The organism is Pseudomonas sp. UBA6699 (assembly GCF_002454615.1).
In the GTDB taxonomy this organism is placed as follows: domain Bacteria; phylum Pseudomonadota; class Gammaproteobacteria; order Pseudomonadales; family Pseudomonadaceae; genus Aquipseudomonas; species Aquipseudomonas juntendi.
Genome location: NZ_DKJF01000043.1, coordinates 27,854 through 45,543 on the forward strand (window position 1 = coordinate 27,854; position 17,690 = coordinate 45,543).

A 17,690-nucleotide genomic window follows, 5' to 3' on the forward strand; every position below is an offset into this window, starting at 1 on the left:
GTGACAATTCAAAGCGTAGACGCTTCTGGCGGCCGCATTTTGAATTCTTTCACAAGCCTTGGGAACTTTTTTGTTTATCGTGGTCTTGCCGTTCGTCGCTGAACCCTCGGGCGGCATGCTGGACTAACCTGAACAGCTGGACTGTTGTCATCTATTTCGAAAGGGGAGTATCGGCTCATGCAACTGGGAATCGTCGGGCTGGGCCGCATGGGCGGCAATATCGCAAGGCGCCTGATGCGCGCTGGCCACCGCACCGTGGTGCACGACCGCAACCGCGAGGCGGTTACCGGCCTTGAAGGCGAGGGCGCCCAGGGCGCACACGACCTTGGCGCGCTGGTGCAAAAACTGAAAGCGCCACGCGCGGTATGGGTGATGCTGCCGGCTGGCGAGCCGACCGAGCAGACCATCGCGCAACTGGCCGAGCTGCTGGAGCCGGGCGATGCCATCATCGACGGCGGCAACACCTTCTACAAGGACGACATGCGCCGCGCCGCCGAGCTGGCCAAGCGTGGCCTGCATTACCTGGACGTAGGTACCTCTGGCGGGGTATGGGGCCTGGACCGCGGCTACTGCATGATGATCGGTGGCGAGAAGGACGTGTTCGAGCGCCTGGAACCGCTGTTCAAGGCGTTGGCACCGGGTGTAGGCGACATTCCCCGCACCCATGGCCGCAGCGGCGAACACCAGCGCGCCGAGCATGGTTATATCCACGCTGGCCCGCCGGGCGCCGGCCACTACGTGAAAATGGTGCACAACGGCATCGAATACGGCCTGATGCAGGCCTATGCCGAAGGCTTCGACCTGCTGCGCAGCAAAGGCGGCAACGAACTGCCGGAAGACCAGCGCTTCGACCTCGATGTGGCCCAAATCGCCGAGGTATGGCGCCGGGGCAGTGTGGTTACCTCGTGGCTGCTCGACCTCACCGCCGATGCGCTGGTGGCCGACCCGCAGCTGTCGCAGTTCAGTGGCTCGGTATCCGACAGTGGCGAGGGCCGCTGGACCATCGATGCCGCCGTGGAGCAGGCAGTGCCGGTACCGGTCCTGTCCAGCGCATTGTTTGCCCGTTTCCGCTCGCGTCAGCAGCAGGGCACCTACGGTGACAAAGTGCTCTCGGCCATGCGCCTGGGCTTCGGTGGCCATGTCGAGAAAAAAGACGAATGACTAAAAAGAGCACTCCGGCCGCACCCCCCTGCACGCTGTTTCTGTTCGGCGCCAATGGCGACCTGGTCAAGCGCTTGCTCATGCCTGCGCTGTACAACCTCAGCCGCGACGGTTTGCTCGACCGCAACCTGCGCATCGTTGGCGTTGACCACAACCCTGCCACGGCCGAGGAGTTTGCCGCACGCCTGCATGCGTTCATGGCCGAGCGGGACAAGGGCGGCGAAGGCGCCGCCCAGTGCCTGGACGAAAAACTCTGGGCGCGGCTGGCCAAGCGCCTGGACTACCAGACGGGCGATTTCCTCGACCCGGCCACTTACCAGGCCCTGGGCAAGCGCATCGACAAGACCAGCCACGGCAACGCCATCTTTTACCTGGCCACCTCGCCGCGTTTCTTCCCTGAAGTGGCCCAGCGCCTTGGCGAGGCCGGCTTGCTCGACGAGTCTGCCGGCGGCTTTCGCCGGGTCGTGGTGGAGAAGCCGTTCGGCACCGACCTGGCCAGTGCCGAGGCGTTGAACGCCTGCCTGCTGAAGGTGATGGGCGAGCGGCAGATCTACCGTATTGACCACTACTTGGGCAAAGAAACGGTGCAGAACATTCTGGTCAGCCGGTTCTCCAATGGGTTGTTCGAGTCGTTCTGGAACAACCACTACATCGACCATGTGCAGATCACCGCCGCGGAAACCGTCGGTGTCGAGACGCGGGGTGGCTTCTACGACGCCACCGGCGCCTTGCGCGACATGGTGCCCAACCACCTGTTCCAGCTGCTGGCCATGGTTGCCATGGAACCGCCGGCAGCGTTCGGCGCCGACGCCGTGCGCGGCGAAAAGGCCAAGGTGATCGGCGCCATCCGCCCGTGGTCGGCGAAGATGGCGCTGAAGCATTCCGTGCGGGGCCAGTACAGCGCCGGCAAGCAGGGGCGCAAGCACCTGCCCGGCTACCGCGAGGAGGCCAACGTCGCGCCCGACAGCCAGACCGAAACCTACGTGGCGCTGAAGGTGATGATCGATAACTGGCGCTGGGCGGGGGTTCCGTTCTACTTGCGTACCGGCAAGCGCATGAGCGTGCGTGACACCGAGATTGCCATCTGCTTCAAGCCGGCACCGTACGCGCAGTTCCGCGAGTCGGAGCTGGAGCGGCCCAAACCCAACTACCTGAAAATCCAGATTCAGCCCAACGAAGGCATGTGGTTCGACCTGCAGGCCAAGCGCCCCGGGCCGGAGTTGATAATGGAGAACGTCGAGCTGGGCTTTGCCTACAAGGACTTCTTCAAGATGACCCCGGCGACCGGCTACGAGACCTTGATCTATGACTGCCTGACCGGTGACCAGACCCTGTTCCAGCGGGCCGACAACATCGAGAACGGCTGGCGTGCCGTGCAGCCGTTCCTCGATGCCTGGGCCCAGGGGGGCGAGGTGCACGAGTACCCGGCGGGTGAAGATGGCCCCGAGGCGGGCAATGACCTGCTGAGCCGGGACAAGCGGGAATGGCACCGATTGGGGTAACAGGTTTTTCGGCGTGTGCCGGCCGCTTCGCGAGTGAACCCCCCCTCTGACAGGGGCTGCACAACCCCTTGGGCGGTGCAGCCCTGTGGGGCGGGTTGACAAGCGAAAGGGCCAGCACAGGCAACCACTTTAAGGAAACGCGATGCCCGCCCACATAGAAGATTACGCCCTGTTGGGCAATTGCCGCAGCGCCGCCCTGGTCAGCCGGGATGGCTCGCTCGACTGGCTATGCCTGCCACGCTTCGACGCCCCGGCGGTGTTCGCCGCCTTGCTGGGCAACGAAGAAAACGGCCGCTGGCGCCTGGCCCCTTGCGACCCGGTCGAGCACTGCAACCGACAGTACCTGAACGATACCCTGGTGCTGGAAACCACGTGGGTCACCGCCACTGGCCGTGCCCGCGTTCTCGATTTCATGCCGCTGGGTGACGTCAACGCCGTGGTGCGCATCGTCGAAGGCCTCTCGGGCGAAACCAATTTCGAAATGGACCTGGTCATGCGCTTCGACTACGGGCGCAGCGTGCCATGGGTCGAACGCCTGGACCCGCTTACCCTCAGCGCGGTGGCCGGCCCCGACCGCCTGATCCTGTGCAGCACCGTACCGCCCCATGCCCGCGACCACCACACCGGCGCGCGCTTTCGCGTGGCGGCCGGCCAGCGCCAGGTGTTCAGCCTGCGCCACCAGCCCTCGCACCTGCCGGTGCAGCCCGGCTGCGATGCCGACGCGGCCCTGGCCCATACCTGCGAGCACTGGCAGGCGTTCGCCGACCGCTGCCCTCAGGTAGGCCCCTACAGCGCGCTGGTCCGTCGCTCGTTGCTCACCCTGAAAGCCATGACATATGCGCCTACTGGCGGCATCGTTGCGGCCGTCACCACGTCGTTGCCGGAACAACTCGGCGGCGAGCGCAACTGGGATTACCGTTTCTGCTGGCTGCGCGACGCCACCATGACCTTGCTGGCATTCATGAACCTGGGCTATTTCGACGAGGCCCAGGCCTGGCGCGAATGGCTGCTGCGCTCGGTGGCCGGCAACCCCGAACAGATGCAGATCATGTACGGCCTGGGTGGCGAGCGCGACCTGCAGGAATACACCTTGCCCTGGTTGCCGGGGTACGAGCACTCGCAACCGGTGCGGGTGGGCAATGCCGCTTCGGCCCAGGCGCAGCTGGATATCTATGGCGAACTGGCCGATGCCATGAGCCAGGCAATCAAGGGCGGCTTGCCGCGCCATCCGCGTAGCGCCGCCATCTCTCGGCTGATCCTGCCCTATGTGGAGCGTATCTGGCGCGAGCCGGACGAAGGTATCTGGGAGGTGCGCGGCGGCCGCCAGCAGTTCGTGCACTCCAAGGTGATGGCCTGGGTGGCGTTCGACCGCGCTGCCGGCTTGGCAGACACCACCGAAGAAGGCCGTGAGCATGGCCAGCATTACCGCCAGGTGGCCGACCAGATCCGCCGTGAAGTGTGTGAGCAAGGGCTCGACAGCAGCGGCAGTTTCTTCGTTCAGGCCTATGGTTCGCACGAGGTGGACGCCAGCCTGCTGCAGATCGCCCTGACCGGCTTCCTGCCTGCCGATGACCCGCGCTTTCTGCGCACGCTGGAACAGATCGAGCAACGCTTGCTGAAAAACGGGTTGCTGATGCGCTACGACAGTGACAGTGCCGGGGATGGCCTGGCCCCGGGCGAAGGTACGTTCCTGGTGTGCTCGTTCTGGCTGGCCGACGTCTACATCCTGCTGGGCCGGATAGCGCAAGCGCAGGCGTTGTACGAGCGTTTGACCGGCCTGTGCAACGACGTGGGCCTGCTGGCCGAGCAATACGACCCGGCCTGCCAGCGCATGCTTGGCAACTACCCGCAGGCGTTCAGCCATATCGGCATCATCAACACCGCCCTGAACCTCCAGCAGGCCCGCTGCCCGGCCCGCGACCGGGCCAGTTGCGGTTGAGCCGGCTGCACCGAATTTGTGCACGCTCCGGCAAGCGAGCGGGGTAGACTAGGTCAAATCTCATTCGGCAAGGAGCGTCCATGGGTATCCGCGGTTCGGATCGGCAGATCGACAACATCGAGTTCAATGTCAGCGATATCGCACGCAGCAAGGCGTTCTATGGGCATGTTTTCGGCTGGCGCTTTACCGACTACGGGCCAACCTACAGCGAATTCAGCGACGGCCGCCTGACGGGCGGCTTTACCACGGGGGAGCCGGTGCGCCCGGGGGGGCCGCTGATCATCCTTTACGCCGATGACCTGCAAGCCACGCAGCAGCGCGTGACCGCGGCGGGGGGCAGTATCAGCCGCGCGACCTTTGCCTTCCCCGGTGGGCGGCGTTTCCATTTCATTGACCCGGACGGTCATGAACTGGCGGTGTGGACGGCTCAAGCCTGATGGCCAATCACAAGATCGAAATTCGCCGGCGCAACGTTGGCAAGATCCTGCACGCGGCGGAAAAGGTGTTCGCCGAAAAAGGCTACGGCGCGACCTCCATGGGCGATATCGCCGAGCAGGCCGAACTGCCGCGTTCCAACCTGCATTACTACTTCAGCACCAAGGACGATCTGTTCCGTGCGGTGCTGCAGGACCTGCTGGATGTGTGGAAGCAGGACGCGCTGTGTTTCGAGAATTTCGACGACCCACGGGTGGTGCTGACCAGCTACATCCGCGCGAAAATGGGGCATTCGCGGTCACGGCCGCTAGGCTCGAAGATCTGGGCCGAGGAAATGCTGCATGGGGCACCGGTGCTGGGGGGCAACCTGGATGACAGCCTGGTGCCGTGGGCAAAGCTGAAGGAGGCGAAGATCCGCCGCTGGGTGGAGGAGGGGCGGATTCTGCCGGTCGAGCCCTCGGCGCTGCTGTACATGATCTGGGCCTCGACCCAGCATTACGCCGACTTCGGTTACCAGGTGCAGTTGCTCAACGGCGGCGATGAACTGTCGGACCTGGCGTTCGAAAGTGCGGTGCAAACGGTGACCAGTGTGATCCTGCGGGGGATTGGCCTGGAGCCGTGACCGGCCATGCCTGCCGCGCACGGTCTTTTTGCTGCCCACAAAAAGGCCGTGCCAGTGCGGCAGGCGCCGGTCTACATCAGCTCGCTTCGCGGTAGGGGTTGCGCGGGTCCTGGGTCCAGTTCAGGTAAGGCTTGCCAGTGTCCTGCGCCTGCATGTCGATGCAGTTCTCCACCGGGCAGGTGATCTGGCACAGGTTGCAGCCCACACATTCTTCCTCGATCACGCTGTAGGCATGCGTACCGTCTGCCTTCAGCGTACTGGCGATGGCCTGGTGCGAGGTGTCCTCGCAGGCGATGTGGCAGCGACCGCAACCGATGCACGCCTGCTGGTCAATATGCGCCACCGACTTGTAGTTGATGTCCAGGTACTTCCAGTCGGTAGTATGCCCTACCGCCTGGCCACGGAACGCCTCGATGTTGCCGTGGCCGTGCTGGTCCATCCAGCGGGCCAGGCCGTCTTTCATGTCTTCGACGATGCGAAAGCCATGCAGCATGGCCGCCGTGCACACCTGCACCGCGCCGCTGCCCAGCGCCAAGAATTCGGCCGCGTCGCGCCAGTTGCCGATGCCGCCGATGCCGCAAATCGGCAGGCCATGGGTGGCCGGGTCACGGGCAATCTCCGCCACCATGTTCAGCGCGATCGGCTTCACCGCCGAGCCGCAGTAACCGCCATGGGTGCTCTGGTCACCGACGATGGGGTGAGCGACCATGCGGTCAAGGTCGACGCTGGTGATCGAGTTGATGGTGTTGATCAGCGACACTGCATCGGCCCCGCCGCGATGCGCAGCCCGTGCCGATTGGCGGATGTCGGTGATGTTCGGCGTCAGCTTGACGATCACCGGCAGCGAGCAGTGCTGCTTGCACCAGCGGGTGACCATTTCCACGTACTCCGGCACCTGGCCGACCGCCGCGCCCATGCCGCGCTCCGGCATGCCGTGCGGGCAGCCGAAGTTCAGCTCGATGCCATCGGCGCCGGTGGCTTCCACCAGCGGCAGGATGAACTTCCACGACGCTTCCTCGCACGGCACCATCAGCGACACGATCAACGCGCGGTCGGGCCAGTCCTTCTTCACCTGGGTGATTTCGCGCAGGTTGATTTCCAGTGAACGGTCGGTGATCAGTTCGATGTTGTTGATGCCCTGCACCTGGCGGTTGGCGCCGTAATGGGCCGAGTAGCGCGACGAGACGTTGACCGCGGCCGGGTCTTCGCCAAGGGTCTTCCACACAACGCCACCCCAGCCGGCTTCAAAGGCGCGGACCACGTTGTAGGCTTTGTCGGTGGGCGGCGCGGACGCCAGCCAGAACGGGTTGGGGGCCTTGATCCCGGCGAACACGATAGACAAATCGGCCATTATGCTGCCTCCACGTTGAGCATGAGTTGGGCATGGATGGCTTCGGCGGCCACTTTGCCGTGTTGTACGGCCTGAACGGTGAGGTCCTGGCCCAGCGCGGTGCAGTCGCCACCGGCGTATACCCCTGGCAGGCTGGTCTGCATGTTCACGTCAACGCGAATGCGCTCACCGTCGCGGGCCAGTTGTGCGGCCACAGGGTCGGCGAGGCTGCTGTCGTCGAAACGCTGGCCGATGGCCTTGAAGATCGCGTCGGCGGCCAGTTCGAAGGTTTCGCCGGTGTCGCACAGGCGGCCGTCGGCCAATTCGGTACGGGCAAAGCGCATGCCGCGCACGTTGCCGGTGTCATCCAGCAGCACGCTGTCGGGGCGGGCCCAGGTGTGCAAACGCACCTGGTTGGCCTTGGCGATGTCCTGCTCGTGCCCGGTGGCCCCCATGTCGGCGTGGCCGCGGCGGTACACCAGGTTGACGTCGCGGGCACCCAGGCGGCTCATTTGCACTGCCATGTCGATGGCGGTGTTGCCAGCACCGATCACCAGGCAGCGCTCGGCCAGCGGCAGTTGGCTGAGGTCGTCTGCCTGGCGCAACTCGCGGATGTAAGCGGTGGCGGCGAGCAGGCCGGGGGCCTCTTCATCGGCCAGCCCCAGCTGGCGCACGGCATTCAGGCCCAGGCCAAGGAACACCGCATCGTATTGTTCGCGCAGTTCGCCCAGGCTGAGGTTGCCCCCCAGGCGCTGGCCATGGCGCAGCTCGATACCGCCGATACCCAGCAGGAATGCCACTTCCCGCTGGGCATAATCGTCAACCAGCTTGTAGCGGGCGATGCCGTATTCATTGAGGCCACCCGGCTTGTCACAGGCTTCGAACACCACCACGTCATGGCCATGCATGGCCAGCCGGTGTGCGCAGGCCAGCCCCGCAGGGCCAGCGCCGACCACCGCAATGCGCTTGCCCGTGGCCGGTGAACGCTGGAACGGGTGGTCGCTGAACTGGGCATTGTCCAGGGCGTAGCGCTGCAACTGGCCGATCAGTACCGGGGCGCATTCCTGCGCGTTGTTGCGCACACACGCTTGCTGGCACAGGATTTCGGTCGGGCACACGCGGGCACAGCTGCCGCCGAGAATGTTGGCCGACAGAATCCGTTCGGCAGCGCCTTGCACGTTCTCGTCGCTGATGCGGTGGATGAATGACGGGATGTCGATTTCGCTGGGGCACGCGTTGACGCAGGGCGCGTCGTAGCAATACAGGCAGCGGGCGCTTTCCACGGCGGCCTGGCGTGCGGTGAGGGGTGGGGCCAGGTCGCTGAAGCACTCGGCCAATTGGTCGGCGCCGGCCCGGGGGCGCGGCAAATGGTTCAGGGCGTCGATCACGGTTGTAGCCTCTCTATTTTTTTAGGGTTCAGGCGACAGCTGTTGTGGTGGGATCGGGGGCCGCTGTGCGGCCCATCGCGACGCAAGGCCGCTCCTACAAGGGACCGCGCATTCCTGTTGGAGCGGCCTTGTGTCGCGATGGGCTGCGCAGCAGCCCCAATGGCTTCAGCGCTGAACGGGCGTCGGCCGCTGCTGGTCGGCCCGACGCTCCAGCACCTCATACACCGACGGATACGCCGGCCGCTCCACATAGCGCCCCGCGCCCGCCTCGGCGCGCAGGTCACCATCAGCCCAGACCACTTTGCCCTGGCTGATGGTGTGGCTGGGGACGCCACGTACAGTGCGGCCTTCGAAGATGTTGAAGTCCACCCGTTGGTGGTGGGTCTGGGCCGAGATGGTGCGCGTGCCTTGCGGGTCCCATAGCACCAGATCGGCATCGGCCCCTACGCGGATGGCGCCCTTGCGTGGGAACAGGTTGAAGATCTTCGCCGTGTTGGTAGAGGTCAGTGCCACGAACTCGTGCATCGACAGGCGCCCGCTGTTGACCCCGGCATCCCACAGCACCGCCATGCGGTCTTCGATGCCGGCGGTGCCATTGGGGATGCGGCTGAAGTCATCCCGGCCCATGGCTTTCTGTTCGGCGCAGAAGCAGCAGTGGTCGGTGGCTGTGGTGTGCAGGTTGCCCGCCTGCAGGCCGCGCCACAGCGCCTCCTGGTGCTCGCGCGGGCGGAACGGCGGGCTCATGACGTAGCCGGCGGCTGTGGCCCAGTCCGGGTCACGGTAGACGCTGTCATCCAGCAGCAAGTGGCCAGGCAGCACTTCGCCGTAAACCGGTTGGCCCTTGGCCCGCGCATAGGCGATTTCATCCAGCGCCTCGCGGCTGGAAATGTGCACCAGGTACAGCGGTGTGCCGAGGGTTTCGGCAATGCGGATGGCGCGGCTGGCTGCCTCGCCTTCAACCTGCGAAGGGCGCGACAGGGGGTGCGCTTCCGGCCCGGTCAGGCCCTGTGCCAGCAGCTTTTTCTGCAGGTGGAACACCAGCTCGCCATTTTCGGCATGCACGGTGGGCACTGCACCTAGCTGCAGGCAGCGCTCGAAGCTGGCCACCAAGGTGTCATCGGCCGCCATGATGGCGTTCTTGTAGGCCATGAAGTGCTTGAAGCTGTTCACCCCATGCTTGGCCACCAGTTCGCCCATCTCTTCGGCCACCTGCTCGCTCCACCAGGTGACGGCGACGTGGAAGCCATAGTCGCTGGCACTTTTCTGGGCCCAGCCGCGCCAGGTGTGAAAGGCCTCCAGCAGTGACTGCTGCGGGTTGGGAATGACGAAGTCGATGATCGATGTGGTGCCGCCCGCCAGGCCGGCCGCGGTACCGCTGAAGAAGTCTTCACTGGCCACGGTGCCCATGAACGGCAATTGCATATGGGTGTGCGGGTCGATGCCGCCCGGCATCAGGTATTGCCCGCTGCCGTCGAGGATCTCGCAATCGGTCGGCGCTTCCAGGCCAGGCCCGACTGCACGGATCAGGCCATCGGCACACAGCACATCGGCGGGGTAACTCTCTTCGTGGGTAACAACGGTGGCGCCACGGATCAACAGGGACATGCCGTTTTCCTCGCAGGCTGACCGGTCTTGGCCGGTTCTTGGAATTTTCGGAAGCAGGGCGGGCAGGGGTTAATCCTGTCATACCTGACAAGATTCGAGGCTAGATGCTGATCCTGAATTCGGCAAGAAAATTTCCTATTTATTTTGTGGTTTTTAAATCATTGATTTACATGAATTAAATATTTAGAGCCCGCTGAATTCGGGGCCTCCAGGGTTTTTGACTAACTTGACAAGATAGAAAATTGGTCGAGATTTCTAAGGCACTCATACGCGTGTGTACTCCGGCCATCGAATTAGCCCGATGAGCAGACAACTCGAAAAAGTCTGGAGAAAGGCCCATGCAACAGAGCAGATCGCAAGTGGTCGAGCAGGATGGCCTGTTCGAGCTGGCCGAGGGCAGTGATGTTCTGGACAGCCCGCGCTACAACCACGACATCGCACCGACCAAGGTGCACCAGCGCACCTGGAACAAATGGCACATCACGGCCCTGTGGGTAGGCATGTCCATCTGCGTGCCAACCTACACCCTCGGCGGCGTGCTCACAGCCTACTTTGGCCTGAGCGTTGGCGAGGCGCTGCTGGCGATCCTGCTGGCCAACATCATCGTGCTGATCCCGCTGACCCTCAACGCGTTCCCCGGCACCAAGTACGGCATCCCGTTTCCGGTGCTGCTGCGCTCGTCGTTCGGCATTCTGGGCTCCAACGTGCCGTGCCTGATTCGCGCCGTGGTGGCCTGTGGCTGGTTCGGGATCCAGACCCTGTTCGGCGGGCTGGCCATCCACCTGTTCCTGGGTTCGGTGTTCGACGGCTGGAAGGCCCTGGGCGGTGTCGGCGAGGTGATCGGGTTCATGATCTTCTGGTGCCTGAACCTGTGGGTGGTACTGCGGGGCGCCGAGTCGATCAAGTGGCTGGAGACGCTTTCGGCGCCGCTGCTGGTGGCCGTTGGGCTGGGCCTGCTGGTGTGGGCCTTGCCACACATGTCGATGACCGAACTGCTGGCGCAACCGCCCAAACGCCCTGAAGGCGCCAGCGTGGTCAGCTACTTCTGCGCTGGGCTCACGGCCATGGTCGGCTTCTGGGCCACGCTGTCGCTGAACATTCCCGATTTCAGCCGCTATGCCCGCAGCCAGAAGGACCAGATCCTCGGGCAAATCTTTGGCCTGCCGCTGACCATGTTCCTGTTCGCGGCCTTGGGTGTGGTGCTGACTGCGGCCTCGGCGTCGCTGGTGGGTGAAACGGTATCCGACCCGGTCAGCCTGATCGGCAAGATCCACAGCCCGTTCTGGGTCGCCCTGGCCATGGCGCTGATCGTGATCGCCACGCTGTCAACCAACACTGCGGCGAACATCGTGTCGCCGACCAACGACTTCCAGAACATCGCCCCGCGCCTGATCGGGCGCAGCCGTGCGGTGTGGCTGACCGGCTTCATCGGCCTGGCGCTGATGGGCCACGAGTTGCTGAAGAAACTGGGCTGGATCGTGTCCGACCTGAGCCTGGAAAGCGTGTACTCCAATTGGTTGCTGGGCTACTCCAGCCTGCTCGGGCCGATAGCCGGGATCATGGTGGTGGATTACTTCCTGATCCGCCGGCAAAAGCTGGACCTCGCCGGGCTGTACCGCGACGACGTGTACCCGGCGTGGAACTGGGCCGGCTTCGCCGCCTTCGTGCTGCCCGTGGGGTTGACGGTGCTGGCGATCGGCAACAGCAGCTTCAGCTGGTTCTACGACTATGGCTGGTTCACCGGCTCGCTGCTGGGGGCGGCGTTGTACTACGTGTTCGCCGGCTTGGCGGCGCGCAGCCCGGCGCGGCTGGTCAAGCCCTTGCCCTGAGACCGTGCCTGCTTCTTCGCGGGCATGCCCGCTCCTACAGGTACTACGCAGTACTGGAAAACCTGTGGCGATCTGGTGGGAGCGGGCATGCCCGCGAAGAGGCCCGAACAGACAACAAAAAAGCCTGAAGGAGAAACCCGTGACCCCTTTCCAAGACATCCTCAAGACCACCGCCCACCACATCGACAGTGCCCGCCTCTGGCAATCGCTGATGGACCTGGCCCGCCTCGGCGCCACGCCCAAGGGGGGTGTCTGCCGCCTGGCCCTGACCGACCTCGACCGCCAGGCCCGCGACTTGTTCGTGCAGTGGTGCGAGGCGGCCGGTTGCACGGTCAGCGTCGATGCCGTGGGCAATATCTTCGCCCGTCGCCCTGGGCGTAACCCCAAGCTGCCACCGGTGATGACCGGCAGCCATATCGATACCCAGCCCACTGGCGGCAAGTTCGACGGCTGTTTCGGCGTGATGGCCGGGCTGGAAGTGCTCCGTACCCTCAACGACCTGGGCGTGGAAACCGAAGCACCGCTGGAGGTGGTGGTGTGGACCAACGAAGAAGGTTCGCGCTTTGCCCCCTGCATGATGGGGTCGGGTGTGTTCGCCGGCAAGTTTACCCTGGAAGAAACCCTGGCCAAGCGCGATGCCCAGGGCACCAGTGTGGGCGAGGCGTTGAACGCCATTGGCTACGCCGGCCCACGTGCGGTGCTCGGGCACCCGGTGGGGGCATATTTCGAAGCGCATATCGAGCAAGGGCCGATACTCGAGGACCAGGCCAAGACCATTGGGGTGGTCCTCGGTGCCCTTGGCCAGAAGTGGTTCGACCTGACCCTGCGCGGCGTCGAAGCCCATGCCGGCCCCACCCCCATGCACCTGCGCAAGGATGCCCTGGTGGGTGCCGCAGCGGTGGTCGAAGCGGTCAACCGCACAGCCCTCGGCCACCAGCCGCATGCCTGCGGCACGGTGGGTTGCTTGCAGGCCTACCCGGGCTCACGCAACGTAATCCCTGGCGAAGTGCGCATGACCCTGGACTTCCGTCACCTTGAGGGCGAGCAACTGGATGCGATGATCGCCGAGGTACGAGGGGTCATCGAGGCGACCTGCGCCAAGCATGGCCTGAGCCACGAACTGGTGCCCACCGCGGACTTCCCGGCATTGTACTTTGACAAGGGCTGTGTCGATGCCGTGCGCGATTCGGCCAAGGCCCTGGGGTTGCCGCACATGGACATCGTCAGCGGGGCAGGGCATGACGCGATCTTCCTTGCGGAGCTGGGGCCGGCGGGGATGATTTTCGTACCGTGCGAGAACGGCATCAGCCACAACGAAATCGAAAACGCCGCACCCGATGACCTGGCGGCGGGTTGCGCGGTGTTGTTGCGGGCGATGCTGGCTGCTTCGCAGGCGATTGCCAGCGGCCGCCTGGCAGCTTGATCAGGCGTAAGGGCCGCTCCTTCACTGGTCGTGTTTGGCCATAGATCGGCGGAGCCGCACCGTCCGTTTGTAGGAGCGGGTTCACCCGCGAACACCGGCGTAGCCGGTGCCAGCCACCGCGCTGGATTCTTCGCGGGCGCGCCCGCTCCCACACAGGCCGCGTCGCGCTTACGAATTCAGTTCTCTGCGCGACCGCGCAGCCCGTAGTGCTGTGTTATCTCCTACAGGGCTGGTTCCAGGTAGCCGTCACGGCCGATGTGATAGCGCTGCAGGTCCTGCGCCAGCACCAGCCGGCCGCGGTAGTGGGCCAGTGCCTCATCACGCACGTCGTTGATGCTCGGGCTGCGCCTTGGGTCGCTCTGATAGCGGGCACTGAAGTGCGTCAGCACCAGGTTGCGCACGCCTGCCGCCTCGGCAAAGCGCGCCACTGCCGCCGCAGTGCTGTGGCCAAAGGTGACCCCGGTGCGCTCCACCACCGCCTGCGTGAAGGTTGCCTCATGCACCAGCACATCGGCGCCACGGGCGGCGTCGGCGAGCAATTGCGGGTTGTCATTGTCACCACACACGATAATCCGCCGGGGCGGGCGCGAGCCACGCAGGTATTCATTGCCATGCAGCAGCTGCTCGCCGAATTGCACGGTACGCCCCTTGGCCAGCTCGCCCCACATCGGGCCACGCGGTATGCCCTCAGCCTCCAGGCGCAGGGTGTCCAGGCGGGGTTCGGGGTTGAGTTCGGTAAACACGAAACCTACGCTCGGCACCCGGTGCGACAAGCGCACCGCTGTCACCTGCAGGGTCTGGTTGCGCCAGCCCTGCCAATCTTCCACGGCCAGCAGGCGCAGCTCGAACGGCAGGAAGGTATCACTGGCGGCCAGGCCTTGTCGTAGCCAGCCATGCAGCGCGGCAGGCAAGACAATATCCAGCGGTTGGTTACGGCCACTCATGCCGGCACTGGCGAGCAGCCCGGGCAGGCCAAAACAATGGTCACCATGAACGTGGGTAATGAAGACCGCCTGCAGGTCGCGAACCGACAGCGGCGTGTGCAACAGTTGGTGCTGGGTGCCCTCGCCGCAGTCGACCAGGTACCAGTGGCTACCACTGGCTTCGACTACGGCGGTGGCGCTGACGTTGCGGGCTTTGGTCGGCACCCCGGCGGAGGTACCGAGAAACAGCAGGTCCATGTTGCGGCTCCTTGTGCCAGTCCAGTCGCGCAAAATCGCGCAATACGCAGGGCCTCGTTCCTTCGAGACGAACAACGCCGCACACCTTAGCCGGATTGCCGCAGGCCGTCGATTGCCCGCTAGTCAGCCTGCCGCCAGACCAGCTTGCTGGTGTCGTAGCCTTGCTCGCGGGCAATGCTCAGCAACTGTTCGCGCTGCTGGTCGGTGACCGCAGGGGTGCGCGACAGCAGCCACAGGTACTCACGGTTGGGGTGGCCGACCAGTGCCACGCGGTAATCCTTGTCGTGGTACAGCACCCAGTACTCACCCTTGGTCAGGCCAGGGGCCAGGCGGCTGAACCAGTTGTCGAAGCGTACCCACAATTTGTCAGTCCTGCCCGGCTGCTGGGCTTCAGCAATGCCTTTGGCTTCGTTCACCTCACCGTCCTTTTCCTTGCAGCGGTTGGTCACGTCGATACGGCCATCGGCGCGTAGCCCATAATGAGCCTCGGACTGTACGCAATTACGCTGGAAGAACATCGGCAGCCGCGCCAGTTCGTACCAAGTGCCCTGGTAGCGTTGCAGGTCCACCTGCTGGGTGCGCGGCGGTGCGGGGTGGTCGTTGCCGGCGCAGCCGAGCAAGGCAAGGGTCATGCAGGAAAGCAGCAGCGTGGTGCGTAGCGCCATGGTTGATCTCCTTGAAACGGATGAGGGCTTACCTGGGATTCGATCCCGCGGCGGGGCAAAAGTTGTATGCGCAAACCATTGTCTGCTCCAGCTGGGTTACCATCCACGATGGTGAACCATCCAACCCTAGGAGTTCCGTTCGTGACCGAATACACCGCATTCAAGGTCGAGCTGACCGATAGCATCGCCCACGTTCAGATCAACCGCCCGGAGAAGGTCAACGCGATGAACGCGGCCTTCTGGGAAGAGATTGTCGATATCTTCCAGTGGATCGACGACACCGACGCCGTGCGTGCGGTGGTCATCAGCGGTGCCGGCAAGCACTTCTCGGCCGGAATCGACTTGATGATGCTGGCCTCGCTGGCCGGGGAGATGGGCAAGGACGTGGGCCGCAATGCGCGCTTCCTGCGCAAGACCATACAGCGCCTGCAAGCCTCGTTCACCGCCGTGGACAGCTGCCGTAAACCGGTGCTGGCGGCGGTGCAGGGCTATTGCATCGGTGGCGCCATCGACCTGATCTCGGCCTGTGACATGCGTTACTGCAGCAGTGACGCGCAATTCTCGATCAAGGAAATCGACATGGGCATGGCCGCCGATGTCGGCACGCTGCAACGTTTGCCACGTATCATCGGCGACGGCATGATGCGTGAGCTGGCGTTCACCGGGCGCAATGTCGCGGCGGACGAGGCGCTGCGCATCGGCCTGGTGAACCGGGTCTATGATGACCACGCCGCGCTGCTGGACGGGGTTTTTGCCATCGCCCGCCAGATTGCTGCAAAATCGCCGATCGCGGTGGCGGGCACCAAGGAAATGCTCAGCTACATGCGCGACCACCGCATCGACGATGGCCTGGACTACATCGCCACGTGGAACGCCGCGATGCTGCAGTCCGAAGACCTGCGCGTGGCTGTGGCCGCGCACATGAGCAAACAGAAACCGACGTTCGCCGACTGATCGGGCCGGCGCACGCGCAGTAAAGGAAACCCGAGATGTCAGCACGCTGGACTACCGCAGTACTCGACCCTCAGATCACCGGCGGGCTGGCCGTGGCGCGCAGCCCGGAAGGGTTTCTGCACGACGCCAACGGCGCGTTGTTCGCTCGTGACTGGCTCAAGCGCCAGGGCCTGGATGTGTTGTGCGAACACGGCATTGGCCACTTCGACGGCCAGCCTGTGTTCCTGCTGGAACTGCGCGCTGCCAGCGACGTGCCCGGTTGCAACTGGCGCGGCCTGCGCGCGTTCATGCTGGAGGGTGACTTCGACACCTACAAGGTTCTGGGGTATGCCGCGCAGATCGGCACCTGGGCTCGCGAGCACCGTTTCTGCGGCAGCTGCGGGCAGGCGATGACACAAATCCGCTGGGAGCGGGCGATGTACTGCCAGCCTTGCGACCTGCGCAGCTACCCGCGTATTTCCCCCAGCATGATCGTGCTGGTAACCCGTGGCGACGAAATCCTGCTGGCACGCTCGCCGCGCTTCGTCACGGGGGTATACAGCACCCTGGCAGGCTTTGCCGAGCCGGGCGAGTCGGCCGAGGACTGCCTGGTGCGCGAAGTGCGTGAAGAAGTGGCGGTGGAGGTGCAGAACATCCAGTACGTCGGCAGCCAGTGCTGGCCGTTCCCGCACTCGATGATGCTGGGCTTCCATGCCGAATACGCGGGTGGCGAGATCGTCATGCAGCCGGACGAGATCGAGGACGCCCAGTGGTTCAGCGTGCACGACTTGCCGCCGCTGCCGGCTGGGCGCTCTATTGCGCGCTACCTGATCGACCTCTATGTCGCTCGCCGCTTAGGCCTGCCCGAACCAGTGCTGCCACGCTAGGCGCACGGTCAATGCCAGCACCACGGTGATGAACACCGGGCGGATGAACTTGCTGCCGCCGCTGATCGCCGTGCGTGCGCCAAAGAAGGCACCGACCATCACCGACAAGCCCATGCACAGGCCGACGATATAGTCGACCTGCCCGGAAATGATGAACACCGTCAGCGCCGCGATGTTGCTGACGAAGTTCATGCTGCGCGCCACGCCGCTGGCGCGAACCAGGTCGATGGGGTACAGCAGCAGGGTGCTGACCGTCCAGAACGCCCCGGTGCCCGGACCGGCCACGCCGTCATAGAAACCCAGGGTAAAGCCCTGTGGGGCCTGCCATTTTTTTCTGATCGGGGCATCGGCGTCCAGCGGTGCCTTGGGCGTGCCGCCGAACAGCAGGTACACGCCACAGGCGAAGACGATGACCGGCAGCATCTTGTTCAGCCATTCGGCTGGCATGTAATGGGCCACGATCGCCCCGATCAACGCGCCCACCAGCGTGGCGAACAGCGCCGGGCGCCACTGCGCCGGGTGGAACAGCTTGCGTTTGTAGTAGGTGAAGCTGGCGGTGGCCGAGCCGAAGGTGGAACTGAGCTTGTTGGTACCCAGTACCAGGTGCGGCGGCATGCCGGCGGTGAGCAGCGCCGGGGTGGTGAGCAGGCCGCCGCCGCCGGCGATGGCATCGATGAAACCGGCGACGAAGGCGACCAGGGCCAGGATCAGCAGGGTGAGGGGTTCTACGGTGAGTTCGAAGGGCATGGGTTTTTGGCAGGTGCAGGAAAGAAGGCCGGAGCGGGAATGG

Annotated in this window: 15 protein-coding genes; 9 read left to right on the top strand and 6 right to left on the bottom strand. The window is 64.4% G+C overall.

The window, feature by feature from the left end; genetic code table 11:
• The first annotated feature begins 177 nt into the window (after window positions 1–177).
• From gnd to B3361_RS08075, 5 genes are all read left to right on the top strand, one after another.
• Window positions 178–1,161 carry a phosphogluconate dehydrogenase (NAD(+)-dependent, decarboxylating) gene (gene gnd, locus B3361_RS08055; RefSeq protein WP_054904235.1) on the top strand — a complete coding sequence of 328 codons (984 nt, stop codon included), beginning with the start codon at window positions 178–180 and terminating at the stop codon, window positions 1,159–1,161.
• On the top strand, window positions 1,158–2,663 hold the full coding sequence (zwf, locus tag B3361_RS08060; protein WP_054904234.1) for a glucose-6-phosphate dehydrogenase: 1,506 nt from the start codon (window positions 1,158–1,160) through the stop codon (window positions 2,661–2,663). The genes gnd and zwf overlap by 4 nt, the downstream gene beginning before the upstream one ends.
• 142 nt (window positions 2,664–2,805) lie before the next feature.
• Entirely contained in the window at window positions 2,806–4,602 is a 1,797-nt protein-coding gene (locus B3361_RS08065) for a glycoside hydrolase family 15 protein (protein WP_054904233.1), read from the top strand.
• Between the two features lie 80 nt (window positions 4,603–4,682).
• Window positions 4,683–5,039, top strand: coding sequence for a VOC family protein (locus tag B3361_RS08070; RefSeq protein WP_054904232.1), 357 nt, complete (start codon window positions 4,683–4,685; stop codon window positions 5,037–5,039).
• Window positions 5,039–5,659 carry a TetR/AcrR family transcriptional regulator gene (locus B3361_RS08075; RefSeq protein ID WP_009683144.1) on the top strand — a complete coding sequence of 207 codons (621 nt, stop codon included), beginning with the start codon at window positions 5,039–5,041 and terminating at the stop codon, window positions 5,657–5,659. The genes B3361_RS08070 and B3361_RS08075 overlap by 1 nt, the downstream gene beginning before the upstream one ends.
• Window positions 5,660–5,735: 76 nt before the next feature.
• Here B3361_RS08075 and preA read toward each other — a convergent pair whose 3' ends face one another.
• The 3 genes from preA to hydA form a co-directional block, all read right to left on the bottom strand.
• Complete coding sequence (preA, locus tag B3361_RS08080) at window positions 5,736–7,013, bottom strand: NAD-dependent dihydropyrimidine dehydrogenase subunit PreA (RefSeq protein ID WP_156357119.1); 1,278 nt, start codon at window positions 7,011–7,013, stop codon at window positions 5,736–5,738.
• On the bottom strand, window positions 7,010–8,377 hold the full coding sequence (locus tag B3361_RS08085) for an NAD(P)-dependent oxidoreductase (protein ID WP_054904230.1): 1,368 nt from the start codon (window positions 8,375–8,377) through the stop codon (window positions 7,010–7,012). The genes preA and B3361_RS08085 overlap by 4 nt, the downstream gene beginning before the upstream one ends.
• Before the next feature lie 165 nt (window positions 8,378–8,542).
• The gene (gene hydA / locus B3361_RS08090; RefSeq protein WP_009683141.1) at window positions 8,543–9,982 is read right to left on the bottom strand and encodes a dihydropyrimidinase; all 1,440 of its coding nucleotides are present in this window, start codon (window positions 9,980–9,982) and stop codon (window positions 8,543–8,545) included.
• Between the two features lie 338 nt (window positions 9,983–10,320).
• On the opposite strand from hydA, the gene B3361_RS08095 reads away from it, so the two are divergent.
• Complete coding sequence (locus tag B3361_RS08095; RefSeq protein ID WP_009683140.1) at window positions 10,321–11,811, top strand: NCS1 family nucleobase:cation symporter-1; 1,491 nt, start codon at window positions 10,321–10,323, stop codon at window positions 11,809–11,811.
• A 139-nt stretch (window positions 11,812–11,950) separates the two neighbouring features.
• On the top strand, window positions 11,951–13,234 hold the full coding sequence (locus B3361_RS08100) for a Zn-dependent hydrolase (RefSeq protein WP_029887470.1): 1,284 nt from the start codon (window positions 11,951–11,953) through the stop codon (window positions 13,232–13,234).
• Between the two features lie 221 nt (window positions 13,235–13,455).
• Here the strand turns inward: B3361_RS08100 and B3361_RS08105 are convergent, their stop codons facing one another.
• Complete coding sequence (locus B3361_RS08105; protein ID WP_054904229.1) at window positions 13,456–14,415, bottom strand: ribonuclease Z; 960 nt, start codon at window positions 14,413–14,415, stop codon at window positions 13,456–13,458.
• Between the two features lie 119 nt (window positions 14,416–14,534).
• Window positions 14,535–15,080 carry a lipocalin family protein gene (locus B3361_RS08110; protein WP_009683136.1) on the bottom strand — a complete coding sequence of 182 codons (546 nt, stop codon included), beginning with the start codon at window positions 15,078–15,080 and terminating at the stop codon, window positions 14,535–14,537.
• Window positions 15,081–15,221: 141 nt separating this feature from the next.
• Here B3361_RS08110 and B3361_RS08115 point away from each other — a divergent pair, with 141 nt between their 5' ends.
• Together B3361_RS08115 and nudC are read left to right on the top strand one after the other, a co-directional pair.
• Window positions 15,222–16,034 carry a crotonase/enoyl-CoA hydratase family protein gene (locus B3361_RS08115; protein ID WP_047149924.1) on the top strand — a complete coding sequence of 271 codons (813 nt, stop codon included), beginning with the start codon at window positions 15,222–15,224 and terminating at the stop codon, window positions 16,032–16,034.
• A gap of 35 nt (window positions 16,035–16,069) precedes the next feature.
• A complete protein-coding gene (gene nudC / locus B3361_RS08120; protein ID WP_054904228.1) occupies window positions 16,070–16,900 on the top strand; it encodes an NAD(+) diphosphatase in 831 nt (276 codons plus the stop codon).
• On the opposite strand, the gene B3361_RS08125 is transcribed toward nudC, so the two are convergent.
• Window positions 16,868–17,647, bottom strand: coding sequence for a TSUP family transporter (locus B3361_RS08125; protein WP_054904227.1), 780 nt, complete (start codon window positions 17,645–17,647; stop codon window positions 16,868–16,870). The two genes, nudC and B3361_RS08125, sit on opposite strands and share 33 nt — an antisense overlap.
• Window positions 17,648–17,690 lie beyond the last annotated feature (43 nt).